The organism is Pseudorhodoferax soli (genome assembly GCF_003337555.1).
Taxonomy (GTDB): Bacteria; Pseudomonadota; Gammaproteobacteria; order Burkholderiales; family Burkholderiaceae_C; genus Pseudorhodoferax; species Pseudorhodoferax soli.
This window is the reverse complement of record NZ_QPJK01000020.1, coordinates 22,532-49,234: the sequence shown is the minus strand read 5'-3', so window position 1 is coordinate 49,234 and position 26,703 is coordinate 22,532. Positions and strand designations below refer to the sequence as shown.

General features: G+C 63.5%; 26 protein-coding genes and 3 pseudogenes. 17 read left to right on the top strand and 12 right to left on the bottom strand.

Features of this window, described 5'->3' with window-relative positions; genetic code table 11:
• Positions 1–16: 16 nt before the first annotated feature.
• A complete protein-coding gene (locus DES41_RS37270; protein ID WP_114472736.1) occupies positions 17–1,537 on the bottom strand; it encodes an FAD/NAD(P)-binding protein in 1,521 nt (506 codons plus the stop codon).
• Between the two features lie 175 nt (positions 1,538–1,712).
• Here DES41_RS37270 and DES41_RS37265 point away from each other — a divergent pair, with 175 nt between their 5' ends.
• From DES41_RS37265 to DES41_RS37225, 9 genes are all read left to right on the top strand, one after another.
• Positions 1,713–2,882 carry a CaiB/BaiF CoA transferase family protein gene (locus tag DES41_RS37265; protein ID WP_114472735.1) on the top strand — a complete coding sequence of 390 codons (1,170 nt, stop codon included), beginning with the start codon at positions 1,713–1,715 and terminating at the stop codon, positions 2,880–2,882.
• Positions 2,879–3,625, top strand: a complete 747-nt coding sequence (locus DES41_RS37260; protein WP_425466421.1) for an enoyl-CoA hydratase/isomerase family protein — start codon at positions 2,879–2,881, stop codon at positions 3,623–3,625. Before DES41_RS37265 ends, DES41_RS37260 begins: the two co-directional genes overlap by 4 nt.
• A 34-nt stretch (positions 3,626–3,659) precedes the next feature.
• Positions 3,660–4,490, top strand: coding sequence for a CoA transferase subunit A (locus DES41_RS37255; protein WP_114472734.1), 831 nt, complete (start codon positions 3,660–3,662; stop codon positions 4,488–4,490).
• Positions 4,487–5,224 (top strand): CoA-transferase subunit beta, encoded by a 738-nt coding sequence (locus tag DES41_RS37250; RefSeq protein ID WP_114472733.1) that lies wholly within the window; start codon positions 4,487–4,489, stop codon positions 5,222–5,224. The genes DES41_RS37255 and DES41_RS37250 overlap by 4 nt, the downstream gene beginning before the upstream one ends.
• 5 nt (positions 5,225–5,229) lie before the next feature.
• A complete protein-coding gene (locus DES41_RS37245) occupies positions 5,230–6,756 on the top strand; it encodes a class I adenylate-forming enzyme family protein (protein ID WP_114472732.1) in 1,527 nt (508 codons plus the stop codon).
• 68 nt (positions 6,757–6,824) lie between these two features.
• The gene (locus DES41_RS37240; RefSeq protein ID WP_245966065.1) at positions 6,825–8,453 is read left to right on the top strand and encodes a GMC family oxidoreductase; all 1,629 of its coding nucleotides are present in this window, start codon (positions 6,825–6,827) and stop codon (positions 8,451–8,453) included.
• A 103-nt stretch (positions 8,454–8,556) separates the two neighbouring features.
• Positions 8,557–9,993 carry an NAD-dependent succinate-semialdehyde dehydrogenase gene (locus DES41_RS37235; protein WP_114472731.1) on the top strand — a complete coding sequence of 479 codons (1,437 nt, stop codon included), beginning with the start codon at positions 8,557–8,559 and terminating at the stop codon, positions 9,991–9,993.
• An 11-nt stretch (positions 9,994–10,004) separates the two neighbouring features.
• Positions 10,005–11,627, top strand: coding sequence for a GMC family oxidoreductase (locus DES41_RS37230; RefSeq protein WP_114472730.1), 1,623 nt, complete (start codon positions 10,005–10,007; stop codon positions 11,625–11,627).
• Between the two features lie 42 nt (positions 11,628–11,669).
• Positions 11,670–12,644: a Bug family tripartite tricarboxylate transporter substrate binding protein gene (locus DES41_RS37225; RefSeq protein ID WP_114472729.1), complete on the top strand. Its 975-nt coding sequence runs from the start codon at positions 11,670–11,672 to the stop codon at positions 12,642–12,644.
• Between the two features lie 98 nt (positions 12,645–12,742).
• Here DES41_RS37225 and DES41_RS37220 read toward each other — a convergent pair.
• Positions 12,743–13,181, bottom strand: a pseudogene (locus DES41_RS37220) (ATP-binding protein); the annotation flags it as partial.
• A 98-nt stretch (positions 13,182–13,279) separates the two neighbouring features.
• Here DES41_RS37220 and DES41_RS37215 point away from each other — a divergent pair.
• The 8 genes and pseudogenes from DES41_RS37215 (at position 13,280) to dsbG (ending at position 17,752) form a co-directional block, all read left to right on the top strand.
• Positions 13,280–13,861: a tyrosine-type recombinase/integrase gene (locus DES41_RS37215; protein WP_211333175.1), complete on the top strand. Its 582-nt coding sequence runs from the start codon at positions 13,280–13,282 to the stop codon at positions 13,859–13,861.
• Positions 13,862–13,921: 60 nt separating this feature from the next.
• Complete coding sequence (locus tag DES41_RS37210; RefSeq protein ID WP_211333174.1) at positions 13,922–14,275, top strand: transposase; 354 nt, start codon at positions 13,922–13,924, stop codon at positions 14,273–14,275.
• The gene (tnpB, locus tag DES41_RS37205) at positions 14,272–14,619 is read left to right on the top strand and encodes an IS66 family insertion sequence element accessory protein TnpB (protein WP_114472726.1); all 348 of its coding nucleotides are present in this window, start codon (positions 14,272–14,274) and stop codon (positions 14,617–14,619) included. The genes DES41_RS37210 and tnpB overlap by 4 nt, the downstream gene beginning before the upstream one ends.
• Positions 14,620–14,926: 307 nt before the next feature.
• Positions 14,927–15,744: pseudogene (locus tag DES41_RS39500) on the top strand (IS66 family transposase); the annotation flags it as partial.
• Positions 15,741–15,947 carry a hypothetical protein gene (locus DES41_RS39495; RefSeq protein WP_245966064.1) on the top strand — a complete coding sequence of 69 codons (207 nt, stop codon included), beginning with the start codon at positions 15,741–15,743 and terminating at the stop codon, positions 15,945–15,947. The pseudogene DES41_RS39500 and the gene DES41_RS39495, both read left to right, overlap by 4 nt.
• On the top strand, positions 15,944–16,261 hold the full coding sequence (locus DES41_RS39490) for a hypothetical protein (protein ID WP_245966063.1): 318 nt from the start codon (positions 15,944–15,946) through the stop codon (positions 16,259–16,261). Before DES41_RS39495 ends, DES41_RS39490 begins: the two co-directional genes overlap by 4 nt.
• Positions 16,262–16,526: 265 nt before the next feature.
• Positions 16,527–16,653, top strand: a pseudogene (locus tag DES41_RS39985) (transposase domain-containing protein); the annotation flags it as partial.
• Between the two features lie 511 nt (positions 16,654–17,164).
• The gene (gene dsbG / locus DES41_RS37185) at positions 17,165–17,752 is read left to right on the top strand and encodes a thiol:disulfide interchange protein DsbG (RefSeq protein ID WP_245966062.1); all 588 of its coding nucleotides are present in this window, start codon (positions 17,165–17,167) and stop codon (positions 17,750–17,752) included.
• A 76-nt stretch (positions 17,753–17,828) separates the two neighbouring features.
• On the opposite strand, the gene DES41_RS37180 is transcribed toward dsbG, so the two are convergent.
• From DES41_RS37180 to DES41_RS37135, 10 genes are all read right to left on the bottom strand, one after another.
• On the bottom strand, positions 17,829–18,137 hold the full coding sequence (locus DES41_RS37180; protein WP_114472724.1) for a hypothetical protein: 309 nt from the start codon (positions 18,135–18,137) through the stop codon (positions 17,829–17,831).
• A 1-nt stretch (position 18,138) separates the two neighbouring features.
• Positions 18,139–18,672 carry an RNA polymerase sigma factor gene (locus DES41_RS37175; RefSeq protein ID WP_114472723.1) on the bottom strand — a complete coding sequence of 178 codons (534 nt, stop codon included), beginning with the start codon at positions 18,670–18,672 and terminating at the stop codon, positions 18,139–18,141.
• 115 nt (positions 18,673–18,787) lie between these two features.
• On the bottom strand, positions 18,788–19,099 hold the full coding sequence (locus tag DES41_RS37170) for a DUF202 domain-containing protein (protein ID WP_281277273.1): 312 nt from the start codon (positions 19,097–19,099) through the stop codon (positions 18,788–18,790).
• A gap of 8 nt (positions 19,100–19,107) precedes the next feature.
• Positions 19,108–19,476 carry a YidH family protein gene (locus DES41_RS37165; protein WP_114472746.1) on the bottom strand — a complete coding sequence of 123 codons (369 nt, stop codon included), beginning with the start codon at positions 19,474–19,476 and terminating at the stop codon, positions 19,108–19,110.
• Between the two features lie 93 nt (positions 19,477–19,569).
• Positions 19,570–20,376 (bottom strand): IclR family transcriptional regulator, encoded by an 807-nt coding sequence (locus tag DES41_RS37160; protein WP_114472721.1) that lies wholly within the window; start codon positions 20,374–20,376, stop codon positions 19,570–19,572.
• 149 nt (positions 20,377–20,525) lie between these two features.
• On the bottom strand, positions 20,526–21,734 hold the full coding sequence (locus tag DES41_RS37155; protein ID WP_114472720.1) for a CaiB/BaiF CoA transferase family protein: 1,209 nt from the start codon (positions 21,732–21,734) through the stop codon (positions 20,526–20,528).
• Positions 21,731–22,483, bottom strand: a complete 753-nt coding sequence (locus tag DES41_RS37150) for a CoA-transferase (RefSeq protein ID WP_114472719.1) — start codon at positions 22,481–22,483, stop codon at positions 21,731–21,733. Before DES41_RS37150 ends, DES41_RS37155 begins: the two co-directional genes overlap by 4 nt.
• Positions 22,480–23,292, bottom strand: coding sequence for a CoA transferase subunit A (locus DES41_RS37145; RefSeq protein WP_211333172.1), 813 nt, complete (start codon positions 23,290–23,292; stop codon positions 22,480–22,482). Before DES41_RS37145 ends, DES41_RS37150 begins: the two co-directional genes overlap by 4 nt.
• Before the next feature lie 110 nt (positions 23,293–23,402).
• Positions 23,403–25,688: a molybdopterin-dependent oxidoreductase gene (locus tag DES41_RS37140; protein ID WP_114472717.1), complete on the bottom strand. Its 2,286-nt coding sequence runs from the start codon at positions 25,686–25,688 to the stop codon at positions 23,403–23,405.
• 23 nt (positions 25,689–25,711) lie between these two features.
• Complete coding sequence (locus tag DES41_RS37135; RefSeq protein WP_170168415.1) at positions 25,712–26,686, bottom strand: tripartite tricarboxylate transporter substrate-binding protein; 975 nt, start codon at positions 26,684–26,686, stop codon at positions 25,712–25,714.
• Positions 26,687–26,703 lie beyond the last annotated feature (17 nt).

The following is a 26,703-nucleotide window of genomic DNA, read 5'->3' as shown; positions in this document are numbered from 1 at the left end:
CGCCGCGCCATTCTTGTCACACCGTGCTCAAGTCGTGCCGCATGGCGTGCACGTGCTGACGCGCTTGAACCATGGCCAGCCGGGCGTTGACATCCATCGAGTTGGTCCAGAAATAGGTTCCGGCGGCCATGCTTCCAAGTGCGGTGAGGTCGCGCTGGATGGTGCCATCGGCCGTGACCACGCCACCGCTTGCGAAGTCCAGTTGCAGACCGCCGTGAGGATCTGCCACCGCAGAGCCTTCGCGAAGCAACGCTTGCAACAGCGGCACGGACGAACGCGCTGCGTCGCACGAGAAACTGGTGGCGTTGACGATCGCATCGCAGGAGAAGGTCTCCGGCCGAACACCCTCGCAGCGCACCGTGAAGGTGCTGGCCGCCTTCTCAACGTCATGGAATCCGCCACGAACGCGCAGTTGGCCGTTCTGCATCATTCGTGCCAGCGTTCGCGCGTTGGCAATCGGGAAAGTCACACGACGTGCCATCCAGATCGGGCGAATGGTTCGGTCGAATGTCTGACGGTCTTCGGGCGACAGGAGGTGCCACAGTTGGTCGACGACGTCGTTCAACGCGTTTCCAAACGACTGCCAGTTCCTGGGCGCCGAGGATGATTCGCGCAGCTCGTCCTCAAGGAACCTGAGCGGATCAGGGTTCACCTCTGCAAGCTGCAAGAGGTCGGCGGCCTGGATGCTGTAGGTGGCCAGTTCCTCTTGGATTCTGTCGATCAACACTTTCAGCGGAACTCTCTGGCCGGTCTCAACCATCGCAGTGAGCCACTGTTTGAAACCAACTCGCAGGGGCGTCGGCGCGTTCATCGTCCCACGCACGCATGGCAGACGGCCATTTCGCGACACGCACACGATGAGGCCTCGGTGTCCGTTGGCCGCCAATGCAGCGATCGCGTCGATGGCGCTGAGACTGGTCCCAAGGATCCCGACGGTGGCGTCCGAAGGGATGGCGTTGCAAAGCGACCGAACGGGATAGGGCGTGTCGAAGTAGCGGGGATCCCCCTTGAGTTGCGGAAATGCGATGGAATCGAGGTTGCCGATGGCCAGGACCACCCGGTCGTACGACTCGCGGGAGCCATCGCTTGCCCGAACGCCGAAGCCGGAGGCCAACCGCTCCAATTCCAGCGCCGCCGCTCGCCGATGCTCGATTGCGACCCCGCAGCGTTCAGCGCGCTGCAGGACGTCTCGGTACGCCTCTTCCAGGTATTGGCCGAACAGCGGCCGTGGAAGAAATCCATCCATGGTGATCGGTTCGCCGCGGAACTCGGTGATGCCGTTCTGCTTCAACCATCGAAAGAAGTGCTGACGATCGTCCCCCGCTACCGACATGGAACCGGCGGTGACGTTCAGGAGGTTGGAGTCGAGATCGACGTCGTAGGCGCCGCCCCGACCGACGCTTTCCCTTGGCTCGTACACCACAACTTCGGCGCTGGGCGCGCCCGGCCTGGCCTCCCAGGCTTCCACGAAGTGGAACAGGTACGAGGTCGCCACCGAGCCTCCACCTACCACCGCCACCCTTCTTGCTGTCTCCATGTCGTCACTCCTTACTAAGTGTTTGCCCTTAGAATCCTATGTTCTAGGATGGGCGTACCGAAATTTGTTGACATGATAGATGTGGCTGGTACGCTGTCAATCAGCGCGAACGCAACCAAGCCGGACCACGCCCTCCGCCCGAGGGGGTGCTCCAAACGATCGAAAGGAGTCGTTGATGTCAAGCCAGCTCCCGTTGGAGGGAATCAAAGTTCTCGAGGTGTGCAACGTTGCTGCAGGTCCCTTCTGCGGCATGTTGCTGGCCGACCTCGGCGCAGATGTCGTGAAGATCGAAAATCCCAAGGGGGGTGACACGCTGCGGAGCTGGCCCCCCATCACCGAGGGCTACAGCGAGAACTTTGCGTCGCTCAACCGGAACAAACGATCCATCACGATGGATCTGAAGGACGCCGATGACATCGAGATGCTCAAGATGCTGGCGGCCGATGCCGATGTGTTGATCGAAAACAATCGGCCTGGGGTCATGGACCGTCTCGGCATCGGGTACGAGGCACTTTCCAAGATCAACCCAAGGCTGGTTTACGCATCGATCTCCGCCTACGGACAGTCCGGTCCCCGCTCGGCCGAAGGCGGTTTCGACCTGACCGTTCAGGCCATGAGTGGCATCATGAGCATCACGGGCGAGCCGGACGGTGCTCCCGTGAAGTGCGGTGTTCCGTTGGCCGACTTCTCGGCCGGCCTCTATGCTGCTCTGTCCGTGTCTGCAGCGCTGCGAGCCGTCCAGTCCACTGGCCGCGGATCGCACCTTGACGTGCCGATGCTCGGCGCAACGCTCGGCATCGCCGCACTGCAGACGTCCGAATTCTTTGGCAGCGGCGTCGATCCGAAGCCATTGGGTTCTGCGCATCCACGCAACGCGCCGTACCGGGTGTTCCGTTCGAAGGACGGCTACTTCGGGATGGCCGCTGGAAACAACAGCCTGTGGGAGTCTGTCTGCGAAGTGGTGTCGCTTCCGCACCTGCTCGAGGACGACCGGTTCGTCTCGCCGACCACCCGTGCCAAGCACCAGGACGCATTGCTGGAGATTCTGGAGGTCGAGTTCGCCAAAGCCGGCACGGAGGATTGGCTGAGCAGATTCCGCAAAGCCGGTGTCCCTTGCGCACCGATCAACAAGTACTCTGAAGTACTGAAAGATGCCCAGGTCGAACACATGGGATGGGTCCAGGCGCTGGAGCTTCCCAACGGTGTGAAGACACGCACGTTCGGGGCTCCGGTGAGGATCTCGTCCAAGACACAGTCCATCCGGTTGCGTCCCCCTGCGCTTGGGGAGCACAACGGCGAGATCCTGGAGCCGCTGCGTCAGGCACTGGCTGGGGCAAAGGCATGAACACGATGCAGGAGACGTCTTTCGGCCAAGACGTGCTGAATGTCGAGCGCGTCGGCGACGTTTGGACGTTCACGCTTGGCCGGCCCGACAAGCTCAACGCTTTGAACGCAGACATCGTGGACGCGCTTCTCCACGCCGTGACACGCGCCGATGCGGAGAAGGCAAAGGTGATGGTCTTTCGCGGTGCGGGGAAGGGGTTCTGCGCTGGCTTCGATCTGTCGGGATTTGAAGCGCAAAGCGAAGGCGATCTGGTCCTCCGTTTTGTGCGCATCGAAATGCTGCTTCAAGCCGTTGCCGCGACACGTGCCATGACCATTGCCCTCGCGCATGGAAAGGTGTTCGGGGCCGGAGTGGATCTGGTGGCGGTTTGCAAACGGCGGATTGCCGCGCCGGAAACGACCTTCCGCATGCCGGGCCTCAAGTTCGGTCTGGTGCTCGGAACACGCCGGTTCGGCGAGATCGTCGGAAAGGAAGCGGCACGGGAGACATTGGAGAACGTGAGCAGCTTCGATGCGGAGCGTGCCACGCAGATGGGCTTCCTATCGCAGATCCTCCCACAGGAGGCTTGGCAGGAGGTCGTCGATCAAGCAAGCAGCACGGCGGCACTTCTGACCGATCAAGCGCGCTCCGATCTGTATCGCGTGCTCGGACCGGTCCACGAAGACGCCGACCTTGCCGCGTTGACGAGGTCTGCCGCACGGTTCGGAATCAAAGACCGCCTCAGAAGCTACTTGGCGAAGTAATCGCACCGGCGACACGCACACACAGGAGACAAAGATGCCATCAGGCTTTTCAGGAACAGGTCGACAGCTTGCATTGAGTGAGCTGGTCGCAAAGGTACCCAACGGGTCATCCATGGCCTTGGGCGGCAGCTTCCTGCATCGCGGCCCGTTTGCGTTCGTACGCGAACTGATCCGACAGAAAAAGAAGGATCTGGAGATCATCAAGCAGTCTCCGGGTTATGACATCGACATCCTGTGCCGCGCAGGCTGCGTACGAAAGGTGCGCGCTGGCATCGTAGCCATGGAGGGCAACTTCGGCCTGGCGCCCTACTATCGCAAGGCGATCGAGTCGGGTACCGCACAGCTGGAGGAGCACGCCTGCGCGACGCTCACGGCCGGCCTGCGAGCAGCGGCCTTCGGAATCCCGTTCCAGCCCTGCGGAGGCGTGCACGGCAGCGACATCGCAAGCCTGAACGATTGGAAATGCTTGCCCGATCCATACGGAAAGGGTGACCCCGTCTGGGTGATTCCAGCGATCCAGCCGGACTATGCCGTGATCCACGCATCCGAGGTCGATGAACTCGGCAACGTTCGCGTGTCGGGGACCTATCACTGGGATCGGATCATGTCCCGCGCTGCCAAGAGCGTCCTGGTCGTAGCCGAGCGGACGGTCGACAGCGGCGTTTTCGCTGCGACGCCGGAAGCGACCGTTGTGCCGTACTTCATGGTGGAAGCCTTCTCCATCGTGCCCTCTGGCGCGTGGCCAGGCTCGTGCTGGCCCGCTTACGAGATCGACTATCCGGCGGTCGAGGCATACCTGGAAGCGGGCGAAGACGCCCTTGCCAAGCATCTCGCTGCTGCCCCCGAAGTGAAGGAGAAGGCATGAACGCCAACGAATGGACCGGCTTCTCGTACATCGCGATCAACCTCGCGCGGTTCATCCGCCCTGGTGAGATCACCTTCAGCGGCGTCAACTCGACTCTTCCGATGTTGGCGTGCCTTCTGGCGAAGAAGGCTTACGACGACGATTTCATCTACATCAACGTGGCCGGAGGTGTCGACCCAAAGCCGTCGCACATTCCGTTGTCGAGTTCAGATCCCGTGCTGGCCGAACAATCCGCATCCATCTTTGCCAACGAGGACTTCTACGACCTGTGCACACGGGGCCGTATGGACCTTACCTTCCTCGGCGCAGCACAGATCGACGGAGAAGGCTGCGCAAACAATTCTGCGATCGGCGATTGGCACAAGCCGAAGGTCCGACTGCCCGGCGGTGGAGGTGGCGCTGTCATGCTTCCTACGGCCAAGCGCGCTTGCACTTGGAGAACCGAGCATTCCACCAGGACTTTGGTGGAGAAGCTTGATTTCAGGACCTCCTGGGGCGGATTCCACGGTGTCGTCACACCGATCGCCGTCTTCGTCAAGAGAGATGGACGCCTCGCACTGCAATCTTGGCACCCCGCTGCTTCGTTGGAAGAGGTGCGTCTGCGCACTGGATTCTCGTTTGACAGCAGGCAGGCCGAGCCTACGGCGCTCCCGACGGCTCGGGAGCGGGCAGCATTGGCGGCGTTGGATGCTGACGGGCAGTTCGAGAGCGACGCCCGAATCGCCCTCAGGTGATAGCGATGGAAGCACGCCACACAACGCTCATCCAAGCGTTCCACGATCTCTGGTCAAGCGCCGGGCGACGTGAATGCGTCGCCATTCGAACCGATGAAGAAGCGCTGACATACGGTGCCTTGCACCAGGAAGTAGGCCAGCTGTCCCATGCCCTGCGTGCTCGGGGGGTTCAGGAGGGCGATCGGGTGGCCATCGCCATGGACAGATCGGTTCTCCAGTGCGAACTGCTGCTTGCAGTCCTCGCCTGCGGCGCATGCCCCTGCGTTCTCGAGCCGAAACTAGGGGCCGAGGAGCTGCGTCGGCGCTTCGCCGCTGCGCGCCTGACGTGGTTGATCGCTGACGAGTCGAACGCAGACGCCAACGCCGGTCCAAATCTCGAGGACGGGCATGTGATCGACGCAGCGTCCTTGGAGCCAGGTGAATCCGTTTGGTGGAGCACCGGGACGGATCCGATGCAGCCCGCCTTTCTTCTGTTCACATCCGGCAGTAGCGGCAAACCGAAGGGTGTCCTCCAAAGCCATCTCGGGCTGTTGGTCAATGCCAAGGGTGTCGCGCAGCACAGCAAGCTGAGCGGTGAAGACGTGCTCCTTCATTTGATGCCGCTCTTTCATACGAACGGCGTCAACAACCAATTGCTTGCACCGTTGCTCGTCGGAGCGTCCATTGCTTTGGCAGGGCGATTCAAGGCCGAGGACGTACCCCGTCTCTTCGATCGGTTCCGGCCGTCCATCGTCACGGGCGTGCCGACAATGTACTCACGCCTCCTGGGCCAGGAATTTTCCAACGCAGCGCTTTCCAAGATCCGAATGCTCCGTTGTGGGTCCGCACCGATCACACAGGAGCTTCAACGTCGCGTTGAGGAGAAGTTTGGAACGCCGCTTGTCATCTCGTACGGGCTTTCCGAAGCGACCTGCACATCGACGATGAACCCGCCGCTTGCTCGCCGCCTTGGGACGGTTGGAACCGTCCTGGAGGGCCAGGATGTGTTCTTAGCCGACGACAAGGGCCGAAGGATCACGGAAGCCGGAAGGGACGGGGAAATCTGCATCGCAGGACCGAGCTTGATGCTCGGCTATCTCTTGGACGGCAGCGCGGGCATTCCTGCTCCAGTCGAGGGTGGGGTGCTTCGCACGGGCGATCTCGGCCGATTCGACGAGGACGGCTACTTGGCCATCACCGGCCGGATCAAAGACGTGATCATCAGGGGAGGCGAGAACCTGTCGCCGAACCTCATTGAAAGTGTCCTGACCAAGGTCGAGGGCGTCCAAGCCTGCTGCGTCGTTGGTCGACGAGATGAGGATCTTGGCGAAGTGCCAGTCGCCTTCGTGGTCCGGTCGAAGACGAGCGCGGGTGAGCAGCTGGCGCCAGCGGCGATGACTGCCGCGGTTGTCACCGAATTGTCGCGGATCCATCAGCCGGTGGAGTACCACTTCGTGGCAGATCTGCCTGAGAACGCGGTGGGCAAGGTCGATCGGAAGGCCCTGGCGCAACGGCTCGAAGCAGCACGACAGGTCAGCGAAGCGTCCAGCTGATCGCCGGGTGCGGCGCAAGTGCGCCTCCGGTGGGAGGCGCGTGGATTGGTCAGTGTGCGGTGGTTCTTATGATTTCGACAGAAAAAACCTACGACTACATCATCGTCGGAGCGGGATCAGCGGGTGCCGTCGTCGCCGCCCGCCTGACGGAAGATCGCTCAGTCACGGTCCTGCTGCTCGAGGCGGGACAACGCGACAGAAGTCCGTTCGTTCGGATTCCGCTCGGCGTCGGCCGTATGTTGGCCGACGACCGCTACGTGTGGAAGACCGAGACGGTACCGCAACCGGAACTGCATCAGAACCAGATCTACTGGCCCAGCGGAAAGATGCTTGGGGGGTCGAGTTCGGTGAACGGAATGCTCGCCGTTCGGGGGCATCCACGACGCTACGACGATTGGCGCGATGCTGGGTGCCCAGGATGGGGCTTTGACGACGTGCTGCCGGCTTTCATGAAGCTTGAATCGTTCGCGGAGGGGGATCCGGCGATCCGGGGCACGTCAGGCCCTGTCTCGATCGTCAAATCGCCGCCCAATCCATTGTCTGAAGCCTTTGTGACGGCTTGCGAGCAGTCCGGGATTCCACGGGTCCATGACTACAACGACCGGAACGCCGAAGGCGTTTCGCACATGCAGATGAACCGGCGGGGCGGGAGGAGGTGCAACACGTCGCTGGCGTATCTGGAGCCTGCTCGCCGTCGCAAGAACCTTCATGTCTTGGTCGGGGCCGTCGCCAGCCGCATTCGCTTCACCGGCCGCGTGGCCGTGGGAGTCGAGTACTTCCTACCTGACGGATCCGTGGCCAGGGCTTCCGCCCGGCGCGAGGTGATCCTGTGTGCAGGGGCTGTGAGGTCGCCTCAAATTCTTGAGCTGTCGGGTGTAGGCAATGCCGATTGGCTGTCGCGCCTCGGTGTGCCGATCACCCATCACTTGCCCGATGTGGGCGAGCATTTGCAAGACCACATCATGCCGCGGCTGAACTACGAATGCCGCCATCCTTACACCGTCAATGACCTGCTCCGCAGCCGTGTGCGAATGGCCGTGGAGTTGGCGAGGTACTTCGTGCGCGGCGACGGGCTCTTTGCCACAACGGGGATCACCGGAACAGCGTTCGTTCGCACCCGGGAAGGCTTGAGCTGCCCCGACGTGCGGTTGCAGGTCGGTTTGACCAGCGGTACATCGAGGCTGGCCACCAGTGTGAAGACGGGTATCGATGACTTCTCGGGCTTTCATATCGGTGGCTACTTCCTGTACCCGGAGTCGCGCGGCAACACCCATATCGGATCGCGCGATCCTTTCATGTCGCCGCAGATCCAGCCCAACTACTTCTCCCACGCACTGGACCGTGACGTCACGTTGCGTTTGATGAAGATGCTTCGCGGGATCGCCAGGCAACCTGCGCTGTCCCAGCTGATCAAGGGTGCAACCAGACCGCCGCTTGAGGAGGACTCCGATGAGGAGTTGCTGGACTACGCGCGTCGCACCAGCAGCACGTGCTGGCATCCGATCGCGACATGCCGCATGGGAGCGGCCGGAAGCTCCGTGGTGGACGCCCGGCTGCGTGTCCACGGCATCACAGGCCTGCGCGTTGCCGACGCTTCCGTCATGCCGATCCAGGTCTCGAGCAACACGAACATTCCCACGATCATGATTGGCGAACGAGCGGCCGAAATCATCCGCCAGGACGCTCGCATGCGGTGACACCCGGCCTCTAGGCTTCCCCCTCCCTCGATCATTTTGGCAAGGCCGTTTGACGGCAGTGCCCAGGCGAACTCATCCCAACGTTTCTGAAAGGTCAGTATCCATGAGCTATCCCAACACCGAGCTTCTCATCAACGGTCGGTTCTGCGCCGCGGCCGATGGACGGACACTGGAGGTGGTGAACCCTGCAACGGGAAAGTCGATCGGAACGGTCGCTCATGCCAGCACCGAAGATCTTCAGCGGGCCGCACTGGCGGCACGCGCCGGATTCGAAACGTGGCGAAAAATGCCAGCGTACCAGCGCGGTCGCATCATGCGCGATGCAGCTGGGCGGCTGCGGGCCAATGCCGATGAAACGGCGCGGCTGCTGACACTGGAGCAAGGAAAGCCGCTGGCAGAAGCACGCGGCGAGATCGATCGCTCGGCCGACATCGTCGAATGGTTCTCCGAAGAGGCCACTCGTGTTTACGGCCGGATCGTGCCAGCACGTGATTCCGCAACGCGCAACATGGTTGTGAAGGATCCCGTGGGCCCGGTGGCCGCGTTCACTCCCTGGAACTTTCCCATCAACCAGATTGTGCGCAAGGTCTGCGGTGCGCTGGCAGCGGGCTGTTCCATCGTGGTCAAGGCCCCAGAGGAAACTCCGGCTGCGCCCGCAGCCTTGATCCGCGCGTTCGTCGAGGCAGGTTGCCCTGAAGGTGTGATCGGCCTTGTCTATGGGGTCCCATCGGAGATCTCGGAGTACCTGATTGCTCACCCGGCGATCCGAAAGATCAGCTTCACAGGATCCACTGCAGTGGGCAAACAGCTGGCGGCCTTGGCGGGAAGCCACATGAAGCGCGTGACGATGGAACTGGGCGGACATGCCCCTGTGATCGTTGCAGAAGATGCCGATCTGGCGCTTGCCGTACGTGCTGCCGGCGGGACCAAGTTCCGCAATGCTGGTCAAGTATGCGTGGCTCCCACCCGATTCTTGGTTCACGACGCGGTGGCCGATGAGTTTGCCGCAGCGCTGGCGCGGCACGCCGCAGAACTGCGCGTGGGTGATGGACTCGATGCCGCCACTCAGATGGGGCCGCTGGCCAACACCCGGCGCGTGTCCGCCATGCGTGACCTGACTTCGGACGCTGTCGATCGGGGCGCCAAGTTGCTCACTGGCGGGGCCAGCGGCAGCGAGGGTGGAAACTTCTGGCAGCCCACCGTCCTCGCAGACGTGCCGCTCGATGCAAGAGTTTTCAACGAAGAGCCGTTTGGGCCCGTCGCAGCGATCCGTCGATTCTCCACTTTGGATGACGCTATCGGTGAAGCCAACCGTCTGCCCTACGGTCTCGCGGGATACGCGTTCACCCGCTCGCTGTCCACTGCGCACAGACTGAGCCAGGACGTTGCAGTGGGAATGCTCTGGATCAACCAGGGCGCTAACGCGTTCCCGGAGCTTCCGTTCGTGGGTGTGGGAGATTCCGGCTACGGGTCCGAAGGTGGACCAGAAGCCGTGGAAGCCTACCTCAACACTCGGCTGGTGTCTTCGGTCAGCGTTTGACCTGCTAAGCCATGTCCGCCGCCGCGACACCGCTGGATCATCCTTACGATTTCGTCGTCATCGGCGCCGGATCGGCAGGGTGCGTTCTTGCGGCCCGCCTCAGCGAGTCAGGGAAGCATTCGGTCCTTCTGCTTGAAGCCGGGCCAATGGATTCGACCTTCTGGATCCACATGCCGCTTGGTTATGGCAAGGCGGTCTACGACGAGCGATACACCCGCCAGTTCGTGACGGAGCCTGAAGAGGCGCTCGCTGGCCGACAGCTGGTGTGGCCGCGCGGAGTGGTTCTCGGCGGCTCCAGCTCCATCAATGGCCTGGTGTTCATTCGCGGGCAAGCGGAGGACTATGACGTCTGGAACCGGGAGGGAAGCCCAGGTTGGGGATGGAACGACGTGCTCCCGTACTTCCTGAAAAGTGAGCACAACGAACGGGGGGGCAGCACCTGGCATGGCGATCAAGGGCCGCTGTGGGCTTCCGACATCCAGCACCGCGACGATCTCATGGAGGCGGCGTTCGATGCCGCAGTCAACCTCGGTGTGCCGCGGAACGACGACTTCAACGGACCCTCGCAGGAGGGCGCAGGCTACTACCAGTTTTTTGTGCGCAACGGGCGACGATGCAGCACGGCTGTCGCCTACCTCCGCCCGGCGATGAAGCGGCAAAACCTACGGGTGGAGACGCGAGCGAAGGTGCAGCGGATCGTCACGAGGGGCGGCGCTGCGACCAGCGTCCAGTACCTTCAGGACGGCGTGCTGCGCGAGGCGTTCGCTCATCGGGAGATTGTCGTTTCGGCAGGCGCGCTGCAGAGCCCTCAACTGCTGATGCTGTCGGGCATCGGTCCGAGTTCCGAGCTGATCGACGCAGGCGTCCACGCCGTTCACCACCTCCCTGGCGTTGGGCGAAACCTCCAAGATCACCTGAACGCCAAGGTGGTGGTGCGCTTGAACCGACGCATCAGCCTCAACGATCGGCTGAGCTCGCCCGTCGGAAAGGTCGGACTCGGGCTGGAGTACCTTCTGTTCCGTCGCGGTGCGCTGGCTCATCCGGCCTCGGTCGGCGGGCTGTTCACGCGCGTTCTGCCCGACTCCAGAACGCCGGACATCCAATGTCACTTTGGGGCGCTTTCGGCGGACGGTGTGCGGTACGTTCCTCACACTTGGTCGGGCGCAACGCTGCAAGTTTGCCAACTGCGTCCGGAGTCTCGTGGCTCGCTGCATCTCAAGTCGGCAGACCCATCGGCAGCGCCGCGCATCGTCGCGAACTACCTCGCGACCGAGACCGATCGGCGGTGCATGGTGGAGGGCTTGAAATTCGTCCGTCGCCTGGTCAAGCAGACGCCGCTTGCAAGGTACGTCGAGGCCGAGTACCAACCAGGCCCCGAAGTTCAAGACGATGTGGAGATTCTGGAATACCTGCGAAAAACGAGCGGGACCATCTTCCACCCATCTGGCACTTGCAAGATGGGCACGGACGACCTTGCGGTCGTGGATCCTCAGTTGCGTGTGCACGGGGTTCCCAAGCTTCGCGTGGTCGACGCCTCCATCATGCCGCGCCTCGTGTCCGGAAACACCAACTCACCCACCGTGATGATCGCGGAAAAAGCAAGCGATCTGATCCTGCGGACGGCCCAAACGTAAGCGTGGGGCCCGCTAGGCCCTGATTCAACCCAAGGAGACGACATGCGATTGACAACAAAACTGGGCATCGCAGCTATCGCGATGGCAGCGGGCCTGACATCCGTGCAGGCCACGGACTTCCCCGAGAAGGGCAAGACGGTGACGCTCGTGATTCCATTCCCTCCAGGTGGAGCGTCCGACGTTCTGGGACGTGTGGTTGCGCAGAAGCTCGGCGAGTTGTGGGGCGTCACCACGGTCGTCGAGAACCGGGCAGGTGGCGAAAGCATGGTCGGCGCTGCTGCAGTGGCCAATGGGAAGAAGGATGGCTACTACATCGGCCTCTTCACGCTGGACTTCGTCCTGAACCGCATCGTTCAAACCTCCCAGCCTTACGACGCCGCCCGTGACTTTACGCCGGTGGCCCAGCTCGCACAATCTTCTCTCGTACTTGTCGTCAACAGCAAGTCGGAGATCAAAACGTTCGGAGATCTCAAAGCTGCTTCCGAAAAGAAGGCCGATGGCCTGAACTTCAGCTCGTGCTGCAGCGTCATGTACTTTTCCACCGAGATGCTCAAGAACTCGACCCGCATCAAAGGCATGCACATTCCCTACAAGGGAAGCGCTCCGTCCGTAGGCGCCGTGGTCGCTGGCGAGACCGACTTCGCAATCGACACGCCGCTGTCGATCAAGCCGTTTGTGGACTCCGGCAAGCTGCGGGCTCTCCTCGTGACGTCCCGGGAACGTGCCCCCGCATTTCCGCAGGTTCCGAGCCTGACGGAGGCGGGCGTCCCCGGCTCCTTCGAACTCGGCACCTGGTGGGGCATTCTGATGCCGTCCGGGGTGCCTCCGCAGATTGTGGCCAAGACGAGCGAGTCGTTGAAAGAGATCATGGACATGCCGGACGTCAAGCAGAAACTTGCTGACCTCGGACTGGAGTCGCAGTGGGGCTCTGGCAAGGAGTTCGGGCAAATGATGGAGGCGGATCACGCAAGGTACGCGAAGGTGGCCAAAGAAAACAACCTCGTGTTCAAGCATTGAGGTCGTGTTGGCATGCGGCAGCATCCAACGGTTTTGGAGGCTGCCAGCATCTCCAATCAAGCGTCTCGGATGCTCCCGCGGCCGAGGAGACCATGCGCGGCGATGGGTCCAGCTTTGCCCTGCGTTCTCTCCTGCTCCAGCGCGTTGACCGGATCGACGGCGGAATGGAACCGCACCCGCTTGCCATGCCGGGTGATGCCAGACAGGCCGATGGCCGTGGCCAGATGGGTCTTCCCGGTGCCCGGCCCACCGACCAGCACGACGTTTGCGCGCGTTGTCTGTGAAGGCCGTCGTGGCAAGCTGGGTGACGAGCGCGCGGTCCACCGGCGAGACCTCGAAGTCGAAGCCTGCCAGGTCGCGGTGCACCGGGAATCGTGCCGCGTGCATCTGGTGGCTGACCGAGCGCATCGTGCGGTCCGTGGCCTCGGCCTGCAGCAGGTGCTCGATGAGCCGGCGCGAGGACTCGATGCCAGCTCCTGCGCCCGCACCACCGCCTTGCTCGCCTGGGTGAGCCCAGGCGACGGCCATGCCGTGCATCGCAGCTCTTCCGGTTCGTGTCCTTCGAGGAGCCGGCCCAAAGCGCCCTTATCCAGCGCGTGCTTGCGATACCAAACAAGCGACACGACAAGCGCCAAGTGCATCTCCTGACGCGTCCGGAGATCGAAGCGCTCCTTGCCGCTCCCGGCCGGACGACGTGGCTCGGCCGCCGCGATCACCCCTTGTTGGTGCTCGCAGCCCAGACCGGCTTGCGCGTGTCGGAATTGATCGGTTTGGACAGGGATGCGATCCATCTCGGCACCGGCGCGCACGTGCGCCGTGTCGGCAGAAGCCGCAAGGAACGATGCACCCCACTGGCAAGGTACGCCCGACGAGCTGCACTCCAGGATTGGCTCAACGAGCCAGCGCGGCGAGGCACGAGCACCTTGTTCCCCACCGTGCACGGGGCAAGGCTCAGTGCCGACAGCATCCAGGCGCTCCTAGCCAAGCATATGAGCGTCGCAGTTAAGAACTGCACATCGTTGGCGTCGAAGCGAGTGACGCCGCATGTCCTGAGGCACAGCGCGGCGATGGAACTGCTGCAGGCGGACGTCGACTCCTCAGTGATCTCCCTGTGGCTCGGTCATGAATCGATCGAGACCACACAGACCTACCTTCATGCCCCCCTCGAGCTTAAAGGTAAGCGTGGCCTCACCACCCCATTGATGGCGCAGCCCTGACCGTCGAGCATGTGTGTCCATATGCAGGACTCTGGACATACCTCTCAATGGAGCGGCCCGATGGTCGAGCGCACAATGCGCAACGGCAAACGGATCTACACCTCGGCATTCAAGGCGTGGTTGGTGGATCATGCCCGCGTGCCAGGCGTGTCGGTCTCTGGCCTGGCGGTGCGCCACGGCGTCAACGCGAACTTGCTGCGGCACTGGATGCGGCTGGAGCACTGGGGTTGTTCTGCGGCTGCTCCCGTGCTGTTGCCCGTGACCGTCACGCAGCCAGAACCTTATGCAGCGCCGATGACTGCGCGCGAAGGCTTGGCACCGATTGAGATCGCGCTGGGCGAGGCCGTCGTGCGCGTTCCGGCCGACGCGAACCTTCAGCACCTGCGCCTTGTCCTGCAGGCGCTACGCGCGTGATCGGCCCGCCGGCGAACACGCAGGTCTGGCGGGTGGCCGGTCACACCGACATGCGCAAAGGCTTCGACGGCCTGGCCGCGCTGGTGCAGACGGCCCTGGCACAGAGCCCGTTCAAGGGCCACGTCTTCGTCCTCCGCGGCCGCCGTGGCGACATCGTCAAGCTGCTGTGGTTCGATGGCCAGGGCCTTCTGCTGCTGAGCAAGCGGCTGGAACGAGGGCGCTTCATCTGGCCGCAGGCCAGCAGCAGCAGCGTGGCCCTCACGCCGGCACAGTTGTCCATGCTGCTGGAGGGCATCGACTGGCGCATGCCGGTGCGCACGCAGCGCCCCGAGTTGGCGGCATAGCCACACCTGCGTGCCATCAGTTGCATCCCCGATTGCCTAGGGCGCGACCCTGCGGCACAGTTGGGGCCTGTGTCGACACCACCGCCCGCCGAGCGCCACACCGTCGAAGGCTTGCTGCGCCTGATGGTGGACAAGCTCAAGCTGCAACTGCTGCGCCGCGTGCGCGCGCAGTTCGGCAACTCCAGCGAACAGTTGCACGCCAGCCTGATCGAAAGAGCAGGCGCTGCCCGTTGCGACCTGCAAGCCCACTGGCGCCAAGACCGAGGCCGCCAACGCATCCACCATCGACCGCAGCCTGTCGGCGCACTTGCCGCGCGAGGCGCAAGTGCACCGCCCCGAGACGAGCGCCGCACACCATGACGCGGCAGGCCAGCCCTGCGGCTGCACCGCCTGTGGCGGGCGGCTGCGCCAGATCGGCCAGGACGTCTCCGAGCAGTTGGAGTACGTACCGGCGCACTTCAAGGTGATCCGCCATGTGCGGCCCAAGCTGGCCTGCGTGCGCTTCCAGTCCATCTTCCAGGCCGACGCCGCCAGCCGCCCCATCGCACGCGGCCTGGCCGCAGCAGGCCCGCTGGCCCACGTGCTGGTGTCCAAGTATTGCGATCACTTGCCGCTGTACCGGCAAAGCGGCATCTACGCGCGCAGTGGCGTGCAGCTCGACCGCTCCACCATAGCCCGCTGGGTCGATCACAGCGAGCGGCTGCTCGCGCCGCTGGTGTCAAGGAGCTGCACGCCTGGCTGAGCGGCCTGGTGGGGCGCGTGTCGGCCAAGTCCGATCTGGCGCGCGCCATCGGCTACACCCTCACTCGCTGGCAGGCGCTGACGCGCTACCGCGATGACGGGCGCATCGAGATGGACAACAACGCAGCCGAATGTGCCCTGCGCGGTATAGCGCTGGGCCGTGGCAACTACTTGTTCATGGGCTCGGATGCTGGCGGCGAGCGGGCCGCTGCGATCTACAGCCTGGTGCAGACGGCCAAGCTCAACGGGCTCGATCCCGAGGCCTACCTGCGCGAGGTTCTGGGGCGCATTGCCGATCACCCGATCTGCCGGATCGAGGAGCTACTGCCGTGGAACATCGGCACGCGCGAGGCGGTCGGCGACGAACAGCGACGCGCCGCATGAGCCGCGGCGTCGATCCGCGTCTGATGGAACTGCTGAACAGCGCCAGCAGCTTGCAGCTGTTCGAGCTGAGCACCGTCATCGAACGGTTGCTGGCCGACCCGCGCCGCATCATTGCCGTGCGGGTGAACCTGCACCTGGGCCAGACGGTGCGCTTCCTGGACTGGCGCGACAGCAGCCTGCGCAGGGCAAGGTGCTGGCCATGAAGGACACGCAGGTCGTGCTGCAGGATCTGCGCGAGCGGCGCGAATGGAAGCTGCCCTACACCGCCATCGAGCCGCCGTCAGCCCAAGCCGGCCGAGCGGAGCAAGGTGCAGCGGCACAGCCCGAGCCGAGTGCGCCAAAGCCCACCCGCGAGGACTTCCGGCGCGGCGACAAGGTAGCCTTCGAGGACAAGTACCTACAGACGGTGGTCGGCACCGTCGTGCGGATCAACGAGCGCACGGCGACGATCGATGCCGGCGATGGCAACACCTGGCGCGTTGGCTATGCGCTGCTGCGCCGCGTGCTGGACATCTAAGGTTGCACCGAACGGGCGGGGTCAGATGGGTCTTGGGACCACGCTTACGCTTAAAGAAGCGGCCTTGGCCAAGCTCGAACCCTAGCAGCATTGCAAGCGAATCCGCTTCCGCCCGCCCGACCGAGTGCTCGCCTTTCTCGAAGCGCTGTGAGCAGTCAAACAATGCCGAGGGGATCGGGTATGTGTCCCGCTCGAGCCTCTGGAGTTCCAGAACAATGAGGGCCTTGTTTCCATACGGCTCGGCATTGTTCGGCGCTCGGCATAGTCGGCACGGATGAACGGGCATGATCCGTGGGCCTACCTGCGTGTTTGTTCTGCAACGTCTGCCGACGCTGCGCAACTCACAGCTCGACGAACTGCTGCCACATCGCTGGGCGCCAAGTCAAGCCTGAACTACCATTCGCGTCAAGGTGGGACGGCCAGATGCTCACGGATGCCGACTCCTCGAGCCGGACTGCAGCGCAGCGGGCGAAACTTGCGCAACGCAACTAGGATGCCTGAGAAATCCTGACCGCGGGCAAGACCTTCAGCTACGGTCCGCCTGATTCGAAGGGGGTTTGCCGCCGGCAAGTGCGTGGACCTGACTCTCGCTAGATGCGGTGTCTTTGTCGGCGAGACACGGATCGCCCAGCACGATCGTACCGAAAGCTACCTACGCTCGAGCTTTTCGCTCATTGCCACCGCAGCCGAGCAGCGCGACCTCGCAAAGCGGAAAGCGGTGGCGGAGATCCATGGGTTGGACGCCGCAGAATTACAGCCGGCCTGAGAGAGGTGAAGCCGTTCAGCAGCATGGTCGACGTTGGAGCGATCGTCTAGAGTCCTGATAAATGGGACACTATTTGTAAGGATCGGGAACTCACTTGTTGATGCCCGGTCCATGCGGTTTAACGTTTTCTGAACCTTATGAAATCGAACCTTCCTGAATCTGAGATCACCTCAAGTCGCCGTCGCGTGCTGGGGGGCATCGCTGCGTTTATGGGCACCACCGTGGCGCCGTGGGCGGTCGGTGCGGCTGCTGCTGCGCCTGCCGAAGCCTGGAAAAAACTGTCCGAACGCACATCGGTGGTGGATGGGGCGGCTTCTGCTAGGCACGTCGTTTACGCCATCATCGACCCGAACTGCATCTGGTGCCATCGGTTCTGGAAGGCGAGTCGTCCATGGGTAGACAGTGGAAAGGTCCAAGTGCGCTACCTTCTGGTGGGCATCATCCGTGGAGACAGCGCTCGCAAGGCCGCAACGATCTTGTCGGCGCCGGATCCAGTGGCAGCTCTGGAGCAGAACGAAAGAAACTATGCCAATGGCGGCATCTTTCCGTCCGCAGCGCTTTCCCCTGCGATTCAGGCCACCCTCGAATCGAATCGCAAGCTCATGCTGGACCTCGGCCTCCGCGGGACCCCTGCGCTGGTTTCTCGAAACAAAGAGGGAGCGGTTGAGACCGTGGCAGGGTACCCAAAGGAGGAGGTTCTGGCCATAGTAATGGGGGACCGTTGACTTCAAGAGTATGACGCTTCCCCACACTCTTTACCTGATTCAAAGTGGTCGCCCAGGGTCGATGGCGTGACTCCGTTCATTCGGCCTTGATGCCCGTTTCCTGCGTCGCACGCCACATCGGAATCTCCTGGCCCACGATCTGCCGCAGCTCCTCGGACGTGCTCCGACGCCTTGAGACCCGCTTTCCACCAGCGCGCGCAGCACGGGCAAGCAAGAGCGTGGCCGTGAAGAACTTGCGCACAGCGGTGCGATTCAGCAGGGGCGCAGGCGACTTGAACAGACGATCCGGCGGTTCACCCGGTTCATAGGCCAATGCCATTTCCGCGCGAGCCCGCAGGTCGAAGGCGGCGTCTTCTAGATGAGGGGGCGAATTCTCCGGCTTCATGTCACGCTCTCCTGAGCGGGGTCACGGATGTCGCGAGGGCGTCGCGAGGGCGTGCTCGCGGCGCGAGCATGGCTTCGCGCAGAGCCTCACGCGCCCGCGCCAGCCTGGAAAGGACGGTTCCCGGCGCGACTTCGAGGGCGTCGGCCATCAAGCTGGTCGACATGTCATCGAAGTAGTAGAGGGCCAGCACCTCGCCATGGATCGGTGAGATGCGCGTCAGCACCTTCACGACGTCCAACCGGTCATCCATTCCGCAGTCGGGTGCTGGCTGCTCGGCCACGGCTTCGTCGTCGATGGAAAGGTTTCCGGGCGAGAAGTGCCGCCGTGCATTCCTGCGCATGATCTGGAAGAGCCAGGCGCGGGCCGACTCGGCCTGGCGCAGCTGATCCCGGTGGCGCCAGGCCGCTGCAAAGCAATCCTGCACGATGTCTTCGGCTGCAGCCCGGGAACCGGTCAGCGCCCATGCACTGCGCATGAGGAACCTGTAGTGCTCACGCACCCAGAGGTTGTAGCGGGATTCGGCGGTTTGGAACATCGATGCTAAAGAGGCGCGGACCCCGCATCCCATTCCATGGCATCGCCGATCGCCAACCCTATATCCGGCCGGCTACGGCGCACGCCAGTGATGCGACCGGGGCCTCCCGCGGGACTCAGAACCGTGAGAGACCGATGGCCACCAGCGCAGCCAGACACACCGTCAATCCTGCAGCCGTCATCATCTGCATCGCCAACGGAGGGGAGGCGCTTGGAGCCAGCCCGTTCTGAAAAACGGTGCGCCGCGAACGACCGACATGAAAGGCCAGGCACGCGAACATAAGCAAAGCGAGACCCAGCGCTGTCAGCAAGATCGATGCGTGCAGGAATGCAAGGCGCAGATGAATGATGGAGTGAAGCAGCAGGCCGGCTGCCGTTCGGGTCCAGGACATACTGGTCCGTTCCGGCTGCAGGCCTGGATCCCCCACGTAGGGGTTCACCAGCGCACGCCGATCAGGATCAATGCGGAAAGGCCCAGTCCGGATGCGGCCAAGGCGGCCGCCAGCAAAGCCAGCGCGGGAGAGGATGGCAGGGGGAGCCGGTGCCGCATGGCCACTTCGTTGACCTGCCAGCGGCGGTAAGCGACAGCGCATAGTGTGCCGGCCAGCACACACAGTGTGATGGCCAACAGCACCACGAGCAGGTGCGGCTGCAGCTTGCTCGAGAACTGGTCGAGCAGAACCCCTGCGGCCAATACCGCGAGCGCGGTGCGGATCCAGGCCAGGAAAGTGCGCTCGTTGGCCAGCACGAAACGGTAGTCGGGGTCCTCGCCTTCCAGCCGCCAGCCAGGCTCTTTAGAAAGCATGTCGCGCACCTGGTCTGACTTGGAGATCATTTTGGAGGTCCTATGCAGCCCGTTCGAGGGCCATCGTGTCTTGAGTGTTGGTGCGGAGCGGGACTAGATCAAGCGTCCCAGCGATTCCGCGGCAGTTTTGAGAAGAGGAATGCGGGATTCGGCTCGGTCCAGCGTGAGCCGGACCTTGGGGGCATGCACGGAGACGGTGGCACGCACGTCGCCCTGCGGATCCCGAACCGGAACCGCGATGGAAATCAGTCCTTCCACAAATTCCTCTTCGTCGCGCGCGTACCCTCTCTCGACGATGGCATCGCACTCGGACCGCAGCCCATCGATCGTCGTGATCGTGGTGGCGGTCATGGCCGTCAGAGACAGGCGTTTGATCATGGTGTCCCGTTGCCTCTTGGGCAGATGGGCCAGGAGCAGCTTGCCGCTCGACGTGCAGTGCAAAGGCACGTGGGAGCCCACATCGATGGTCAGACGCAGTGGCCAGCGGGCTTCCACCCGATCCAGGTACAGCACCTCATGGCCGTCGAGCGTTGTGAAGTTGCAGGTCTCTTCGATCTTCGAAACGAGGTCCTTCAACACTGCATGCCGCATGCCACGCAACGTGGCATGGTTGAGCGCGTTGAACGCCACGCGCCGCATCGCCGGGCCCAGGAGGAACAGGCGCTCGTCGACATCGCGCACCAGGTAGCCCGCTGCGGCAAGATTGCTGCAAAGCCGGTGCACAGTGCCTTTGGCCAGTGCCAGCTGAGAGGTGATCTCCATGAAGCTCATGGCCCGCCCCTCTTCCGCCAGAAGCGAGAGCAGCTTGAGACTGCGTTCCGCGGAGCCAGAAACCGCATCTTGCTTGCGTGGCGAGGCATTCATGAGGTCAAAAGGGGACGATGCTGCGCTGTCGTTCATGCCTGTTCCCGAAATCTTGCAAGTTGCGTAGCGAGGGGGCTGATGCCCTCTGTGCATACGCCGAAGAATTCTAAGGGGGCAATTTTGGAACTGATCGTTCCAGCTCGGGCTCGTGCGCGCGTCGACGCGCAGCACTGGCCGGGCTGGCATCAGATGACGCGCAGCTCTCTGAGGGCCCGCAACCGCTCGTCCGAGATGCCGAGGCGGCCATAGACCTCATTGTTGTGCTGCCCCGTGTCCGGTCCAACCTGCGGTACCTCGAAATGGCGGCCAGGAAAGCGTGGAACAGGGGCGGGCACAGGAATGGCGCCCAGCACCGGATCGACCAATTCCATCAGCGCCTTGCGCGCCAGGACGTGGGGGTCGTCGGCCACGTCGGCGGCGGAGTACACCCTGCTGAAAGGAACGGCTTGCTCCTCGAGTTGACGTGCGAGGTCGTCGAAGTCGCGCTCCAGGAACCACGACTCGATCATGGCGTCGAGCTCTTTGAGGTTCTGCATGCGCTGCGCGTTCGAGTTGAAGCGTGGATCCGTTGTCAATTCGGGCCGGCCCATTGCGCTGCACACGCGGGCGAAGATCGGGTCGGACGTGCCGACCAGCGTTATCCAGATGCCGTCGCGCGATCGGTACACGTTGGAAGGCGCCGTGTAGGTCGCGCGCGAGCCCGTGCGCTCACGCGCTTCGCCGCTGAACTTGAACTCTGCGGCCAGAGGGTCGAGCAAGCGCATCATGGCCTCGGTGGCAGCGAGGTCGATCTCCACGCCGCGTTGCGCTTCGCGCGCAAGCCCGTTGCGCTCGGCCAGGGCCGTGGTGATGGAGAACGCACCGAACAGTCCGGCGATTACGTCACCCAGTGGATAGTTCATGTGCTGGGGCGGGCCGCCCGCTTCACCGGTGAGGTGCGCGAAACCACTCATGGCTTCAAAGATCCGTGCGAAGCCTGGGCGGCGTGCATAGGGACCGGTCTGCCCGAATCCCGTGAGCCGCAGCACGATGAGCCGCGGATTGTGGGTGTGCAGCACATCGAGCCCCAAACCCCACTGGTCGAGTGTGCCGGTGCGGAAGTTCTCGACCAGGACATCGAAGTCTTTGATCAGCGACAGGAACAGATCGCGTCCCTCTGGCTTGCGGACATCCAGGGAGATGCCCTTCTTGCCACGGTTGGCAGTCTTCCAGAACAGCGCGTTGCCGTCGTGCACCGGCGCCAACGTGCGCAACGGGTCTCCGCCGACAGGCAGTTCAAGCTTGACGACTTCAGCGCCCATGTCACCGCAAAGCGTGGCGGCAAACGGTGCCGCCAGGACTGTGGCCATGTCGAGGATGCGAACACCTCGCAGCGGATAGTTGCCTTGGCTCATGCTGCGCAGGCCTCCTTGGATTGCTCGATCTCGTGCCCGAGCTTGCGTGCGAACTCCGGATAGGCCTCGCCCAGTTCCGGAAGGACGCTCGCGCGCAGCGCGCGGGACTCACCCTCGGTGGGCATGGGCGTGACGACAGGAACAGGTGCTGCGTCGAAGGCAAAGCCGGTGCAGTCGAGCACTTCCTCCAGCGTGACACCCGGATGGATGGAATCGAGGCGAAAACGGCGTGCGGCCCTGTCGAACGAGAACAGGCACTTGGACGTCAGCAGCGCAGAAGGACCGCCGCGCCGATAGACGTTGTCGGCGCTGGCGCCTGGCGCGCTGATGAACTCGACCTGTTCCACCAGCACGCGCCGCGAGTGCTCCTCCCGGAACAGGATCACCTGCGGCACCACGAAGAACATGTAGGCCGAGCCGAAGCTGCCAGGCCACCGCACATCAACCTGGGGATAGTTGCCTACGCCGACGAGATTGACATTGCCATGCCCGTCGATCTCGCCCCCACCCAGAAAGAAGGCGTCGAGCCGGCCCTGTCCGGCCAAGTCGAACAGTTCGGTCGTCCCGTTGGTGAAAAAGTTGTGGCGGTTTGATCCGAGCGCAGAGATGTGGACCGGACGCGCAGTCTCGGTGGCCCGCAAGAGCATTGCGGCGGTCGGGATCGGCGACGCGGCGCCCGTGGCGACGGACTTCACATCGCGCAGCAATCGCGCCAACGCCACGATCAGGAGTTCATTGCCGACCGTCATGCGGGAACTCCGCAATCGGTCCAGCTGGCAGCGAATGCGGCAAAGCCCTCCGCGGTGCGTGCGGACTTGGCGTAGGCCATTTGATCGGCGGAACATCCTGCGCTGTGCCCTGGCAGTGGCAGGGGATGCGCGCCGGCCGCCGACTCGGCAATGCCTTCCACGTAGATCGCGGGCAGAACGCCCGCAGCCGTATCTTCGTTTTCGAGCAGGTTGCCATCGACGATGGTTTCGACAGTCACGAAGGTCTTGGCGCTTGCGTAGGCCATCAGCGACAGCTCCTTCATGCGTCCGATCCAGACGTTGCCGAAGCGGTCGGCCGTTCGCGCATGGAACAGCGCGACATCCGGGCGAAGCGCAGGGATGAGGACGATGGGATCGTTGTCTCCGAACGGGTTGTTGACGACTTTCCATTCGGGCCGGTGCCGCAGCACGTCTGTCCCGATCAGCCCGCGCAGGGGAACGAACGGCATGCCCTTCTGCGATGCGAGCAGGCTTGCGAGCAGCGCAGGACAAGTGGCGTCCAGAACCTTGACGGTTCCCGCGCGGACCGCGCGGTTGAAGCACGGTGCGCCGCCCGCCTCGCCGAGGCCAAGCGCACTGGTCTCGACCGTGTCGACCAGGCCCGCACCGACCAGGATGTCTCCCTGCATCCCGCAGGTTGGCGTGCACACGAGGTGGAGCCCGCCGCGCTGAATGCGCAGCAGTTCGCGGGTGACGCTCATCGCCGCGCCCATGTGCTGGGCCGGGAGGGCCAGCTTGGTGCCCGGGGCGATCGCTTCAGCGATCTCTTCCACGCTCATGCGTCTCATCGAATTCCTCTCAATGGCGGGTTGATATCGGAACTAAAGGTTCCGATATTTCCAATCATCTTGGATGAAACTTCGATGTGCCACAGGGAAAACCCCGGGCAGCCGGGGCGCTACGGTCCTGGTGGATCGAATGCGCGGTGGGGGGGAACCGGGTGGTCATACCGTTCCAGCTCTACACGGGAGAGCTGGCCGGTGCATGCCTGCGCAAGAGGCGAGGTCCCAAAGTCACGCGTCAGGATGTTGGGATTGCCATGGATGCACATGGGGAGCCCGCGCCCATCGATCGAGGGGGCATACCAGGCGCCGGTAGGCAGGCGCAGCGTATCGGCGCGGATGTCGGGGGAAATCTGCGCGCTGGCCAGGCACGACCCTCGCTCGTTGAACAGCCGGACGACGTCGCCTTCCGCGATGCCCCGGGCCTGCGCCGCCGCGGGAGAGATGGTGCAGACCTCCAGACCATGGCGTTTGGCGTCCTGGCTGTACGGGCCGAAGTCGAGCTGGCTGTGCAGCCGCGTTGCAGGCTGGTTGGCGACAAGCCACAGAGGGTACTCGGCGCTTGGACCTTCTGTTGGAGGAATCCAGGCAGGGATGCCTGGGCATGACGCGTAGCCGAACGAAGCGATGGCCGCTGAAGCCAAATGGATTTTCCCGGAGGGGGTCGCCAGCGGGAATCGATCGGGATCCCGCCTGAAGGCGCTGAACACGCCGCCCTCGTCCGCATGTTGCGGAAGGGTCAGCTCGCCTTGCTCCCAGAACTCGTCGAAGGTAGGCGCGGGCAGCCCCAAGGCGTCCAGTCCAGCGATCACGGGCGCATACAGCGCGGCGAGCCAGTCACGAACACTGCGTCCTTCCGTGAAGGGTTGACGTTGTCCGAGGCGGTCGGCGAGGTCCGCGAAGATGTCGTGGTCGTCTCGCGCCAGACCATGTGGCTCGGCAAGGCGGTGCATCGCCACCACCAGCGGGTCCGTGCCCGAGGCACCGATGTCCTCGCGTTCGACACTCATGGTGCAGGGCAGGATCAAGTCGGCGTGGCGGGCCGTCGCCGTCCATGCGCTTTCGTGTACAACGAAGGTGTCGAGGGTCGCAAAGGCGCGGGTCAGCCGCGCCAAGTCCTGGTGGTGGTGAAAAGGGTTGCCGCCGGCCCAGTACGCCAGGCGGATGTGTGGGTACGCCAGTGTCTGCCCGTTGTAGGGGAACGGCTGTCCAGGGTTCAGCAGCATGTCGGCGATGCGCGCCACCGGGATGTATGCACTGACGCCGTTCCTGCCTTGGGGCAGGGCGCCGACGGACACCTTGTTGGTGCGCCTTCCATAGTGCGCGAGTGTGCCCAGAGCGTAGTTGTAGCCACCGCCCGGCAGGCCGTACTGGCCGAGCAGCGCGGCCAGCACCGCGCCCATCCAGACAGGTTGTTCGCCGTTCTCTGCGCGCTGGAGCGCGTGCGCGACGGTGACCAGGCAACGCTTGCCCATCACGCTGCGCGCAAGCTCGGTGATGGTGGTGGCGGGCACGTCGCAGATGTCTGCGGCCCACACGGCCGACTTGGCGATGCCGTCTTCAAGACCGAGAAGATAGGCTTGGAACTCCGGCCATCCTGTGCAGTGGCGGTTCACGAAAGCCTGATCGTGCAGGCCGGCCGCCACCAGCGTATGGGCCATGCCCAGCATCAATGCCGTGTCGGTGCCCGGACGCACTGCAATCCATCGGGCGCGTGCCTCCTCTGGCATGTCCGAGCGCTGGGGGCCGATGCCGACGAAGGCGCATCCGCGCTCGGCGGCACGGCGGATGCAGCCGCGCTCGATGTGCTGGCTGACGCCGCCTTGACCGACTTGCGAGTTCTTGAGCGCGAGACCACCGAATGCAAGGACCACTTCACTGTGTTCCGCGACCTGCTCCCAGGTCACGTTCTTGCGCGTGCACTGCTCGAAGTTTCCGAGCACATGCGGAATAACGACCTGCGCGGCCCCGGCGGAGTAGTTGTTGACCGACCTCACATACCCGCCGATGGCGACGTTCAGAAATCTGTGCACCTGGCTCAGCGCGTGGTGGAAACGCCCGGCGCTGGCCCAGCCGTAGCTGCCGCCGTACACCGCTTGTGGGCCGTGCTCATGTGCGACACGGCCGACTTCCCGGGCCACCAGGTCCAGCGCCTGGTCCCAGGACAGGGGGACGAACTCGTCCGAGCCACGCCGGCGGTCGGGACCCGGGCCGTTCTGCAGCCAACCCTTGCGTGCCATGGGCCGCGTGACCCGGGCGCGGTGCCGCAGGGCCTTCAGATTCTCGAGCAAGGGACTCGGATCGGGATCACGCGTATGCGGTGCCATGATCAGCTGGCCGTTCTCGAAACGGCCCCGGAAGGCTCCCCAGTGTGTGCTGTGCAGAGTTCGTCCTTTTGACATGCGGTGCCTGCTCCTGGCAGCGGTCAGTTGCCGAAGGAAAGATTGGCGTCCTTGGCCAGCTTGGAGTAACGGTCGAAGTCCGTCCGCATGAGTCGGGCCATCTCCGATGGCGTGGATGCCGTAGGCTCGATGCTCATTTCTGCCATGCGCTTGCGGATCTCGGGGGACTGGAGGATCCGGTTGAGCGTGTCGTTCGCCTTCGCGACGATCGCGGGAGATACGCCGGCAGGGAACACCAGACCCCACCAGACCTCGGTCTCGAACTGGCCGGGAACCCCGGCTTCGTTCAGGCTCGGCACATCCGGCATGGTGGAAGCGCGCTGGCGTGAGGTCACCATCAGCGCGCGGAGCTTGCCGGACTCCACGAAGGGCTTCACCGCGGTCTGGGTGTCGATGATGAATGTCGTTTCACCCCCGAGGATGGCATTCACTGCGGGCGTGCTGCCCTTGTAGGGGACGTGCAACGCGCGCAGGTTGGTCGCGCTCTTGAGCATTTCCGCGGCGAAGTGCATGCCGGGGCAGCAAGATGCATAGCTGAACTTTTCTGGCTGCGCGCTGGATGCGGCCTCCAACTCCTTATAGGTGCTGTAGGGTGCGGACGCATTCACCGCAACGACCTGTGCCGACCGTCCCACCAGGCCGATGGGCACAAAGTCCGTCAAGGGATCGACGCGTTGGGCGCGCGCGATTCCGTTGAGAACGAAACCGCTGGTCGTAAAGCCCAGCGTGTAGCCGTCCCTCTTCGCGTTGGCGATGGCCTGGGAGCCGATCAGCATGTCGCCGCCAGCCTTGTTGTCGACGATGGCGGGAATACCCCAGGCCTCTGAGAATTTCTGGGCCAGCACCCGGGCCAGAAGATCCGTTGCTCCACCCGGAGGAAAGGGCGTCACGAGCTGCAGCGTTCGTCCTTTTTCGGGGTAGTTGTCCGACGCTAACGCGGCTCCGGCGGCGCCGAACAACATGCTTGCCCCGACCAACACAGCGACCACGCTCTTCATCATCGTCTCCTTTTCAA

What these genes read in the sequence shown, in the direction of transcription:
- DES41_RS37175 (WP_114472723.1), bottom strand. Translation starts at nt 18,672, where the DNA reads ATGTTCCAAACCGCCGAATCCCGCTACAACCTCTGGGTGCGTGAGCAC.
- dsbG (WP_245966062.1), top strand. Translation starts at nt 17,165, where the DNA reads ATGAAATCGAACCTTCCTGAATCTGAGATCACCTCAAGTCGCCGTCGC.
- DES41_RS37255 (WP_114472734.1), top strand. Translation starts at nt 3,660, where the DNA reads ATGCCATCAGGCTTTTCAGGAACAGGTCGACAGCTTGCATTGAGTGAG.
- DES41_RS37235 (WP_114472731.1), top strand. Translation starts at nt 8,557, where the DNA reads ATGAGCTATCCCAACACCGAGCTTCTCATCAACGGTCGGTTCTGCGCC.
- DES41_RS37140 (WP_114472717.1), bottom strand. Translation starts at nt 25,688, where the DNA reads ATGTCAAAAGGACGAACTCTGCACAGCACACACTGGGGAGCCTTCCGG.
- DES41_RS37210 (WP_211333174.1), top strand. Translation starts at nt 13,922, where the DNA reads ATGGTCGAGCGCACAATGCGCAACGGCAAACGGATCTACACCTCGGCA.
- DES41_RS37180 (WP_114472724.1), bottom strand. Translation starts at nt 18,137, where the DNA reads ATGAAGCCGGAGAATTCGCCCCCTCATCTAGAAGACGCCGCCTTCGAC.
- DES41_RS37250 (WP_114472733.1), top strand. Translation starts at nt 4,487, where the DNA reads ATGAACGCCAACGAATGGACCGGCTTCTCGTACATCGCGATCAACCTC.
- DES41_RS37240 (WP_245966065.1), top strand. Translation starts at nt 6,825, where the DNA reads ATGATTTCGACAGAAAAAACCTACGACTACATCATCGTCGGAGCGGGA.
- DES41_RS37225 (WP_114472729.1), top strand. Translation starts at nt 11,670, where the DNA reads ATGCGATTGACAACAAAACTGGGCATCGCAGCTATCGCGATGGCAGCG.
- DES41_RS37160 (WP_114472721.1), bottom strand. Translation starts at nt 20,376, where the DNA reads ATGAACGACAGCGCAGCATCGTCCCCTTTTGACCTCATGAATGCCTCG.
- DES41_RS37265 (WP_114472735.1), top strand. Translation starts at nt 1,713, where the DNA reads ATGTCAAGCCAGCTCCCGTTGGAGGGAATCAAAGTTCTCGAGGTGTGC.
- DES41_RS37260 (WP_425466421.1), top strand. Translation starts at nt 2,879, where the DNA reads ATGAACACGATGCAGGAGACGTCTTTCGGCCAAGACGTGCTGAATGTC.
- DES41_RS39490 (WP_245966063.1), top strand. Translation starts at nt 15,944, where the DNA reads ATGAAGGACACGCAGGTCGTGCTGCAGGATCTGCGCGAGCGGCGCGAA.
- DES41_RS39495 (WP_245966064.1), top strand. Translation starts at nt 15,741, where the DNA reads ATGAGCCGCGGCGTCGATCCGCGTCTGATGGAACTGCTGAACAGCGCC.
- DES41_RS37150 (WP_114472719.1), bottom strand. Translation starts at nt 22,483, where the DNA reads ATGACGGTCGGCAATGAACTCCTGATCGTGGCGTTGGCGCGATTGCTG.
- DES41_RS37230 (WP_114472730.1), top strand. Translation starts at nt 10,005, where the DNA reads ATGTCCGCCGCCGCGACACCGCTGGATCATCCTTACGATTTCGTCGTC.
- DES41_RS37135 (WP_170168415.1), bottom strand. Translation starts at nt 26,686, where the DNA reads ATGAAGAGCGTGGTCGCTGTGTTGGTCGGGGCAAGCATGTTGTTCGGC.
- DES41_RS37245 (WP_114472732.1), top strand. Translation starts at nt 5,230, where the DNA reads ATGGAAGCACGCCACACAACGCTCATCCAAGCGTTCCACGATCTCTGG.
- DES41_RS37270 (WP_114472736.1), bottom strand. Translation starts at nt 1,537, where the DNA reads ATGGAGACAGCAAGAAGGGTGGCGGTGGTAGGTGGAGGCTCGGTGGCG.
- DES41_RS37145 (WP_211333172.1), bottom strand. Translation starts at nt 23,292, where the DNA reads ATGAGACGCATGAGCGTGGAAGAGATCGCTGAAGCGATCGCCCCGGGC.
- DES41_RS37155 (WP_114472720.1), bottom strand. Translation starts at nt 21,734, where the DNA reads ATGAGCCAAGGCAACTATCCGCTGCGAGGTGTTCGCATCCTCGACATG.
- DES41_RS37165 (WP_114472746.1), bottom strand. Translation starts at nt 19,476, where the DNA reads ATGCTTTCTAAAGAGCCTGGCTGGCGGCTGGAAGGCGAGGACCCCGAC.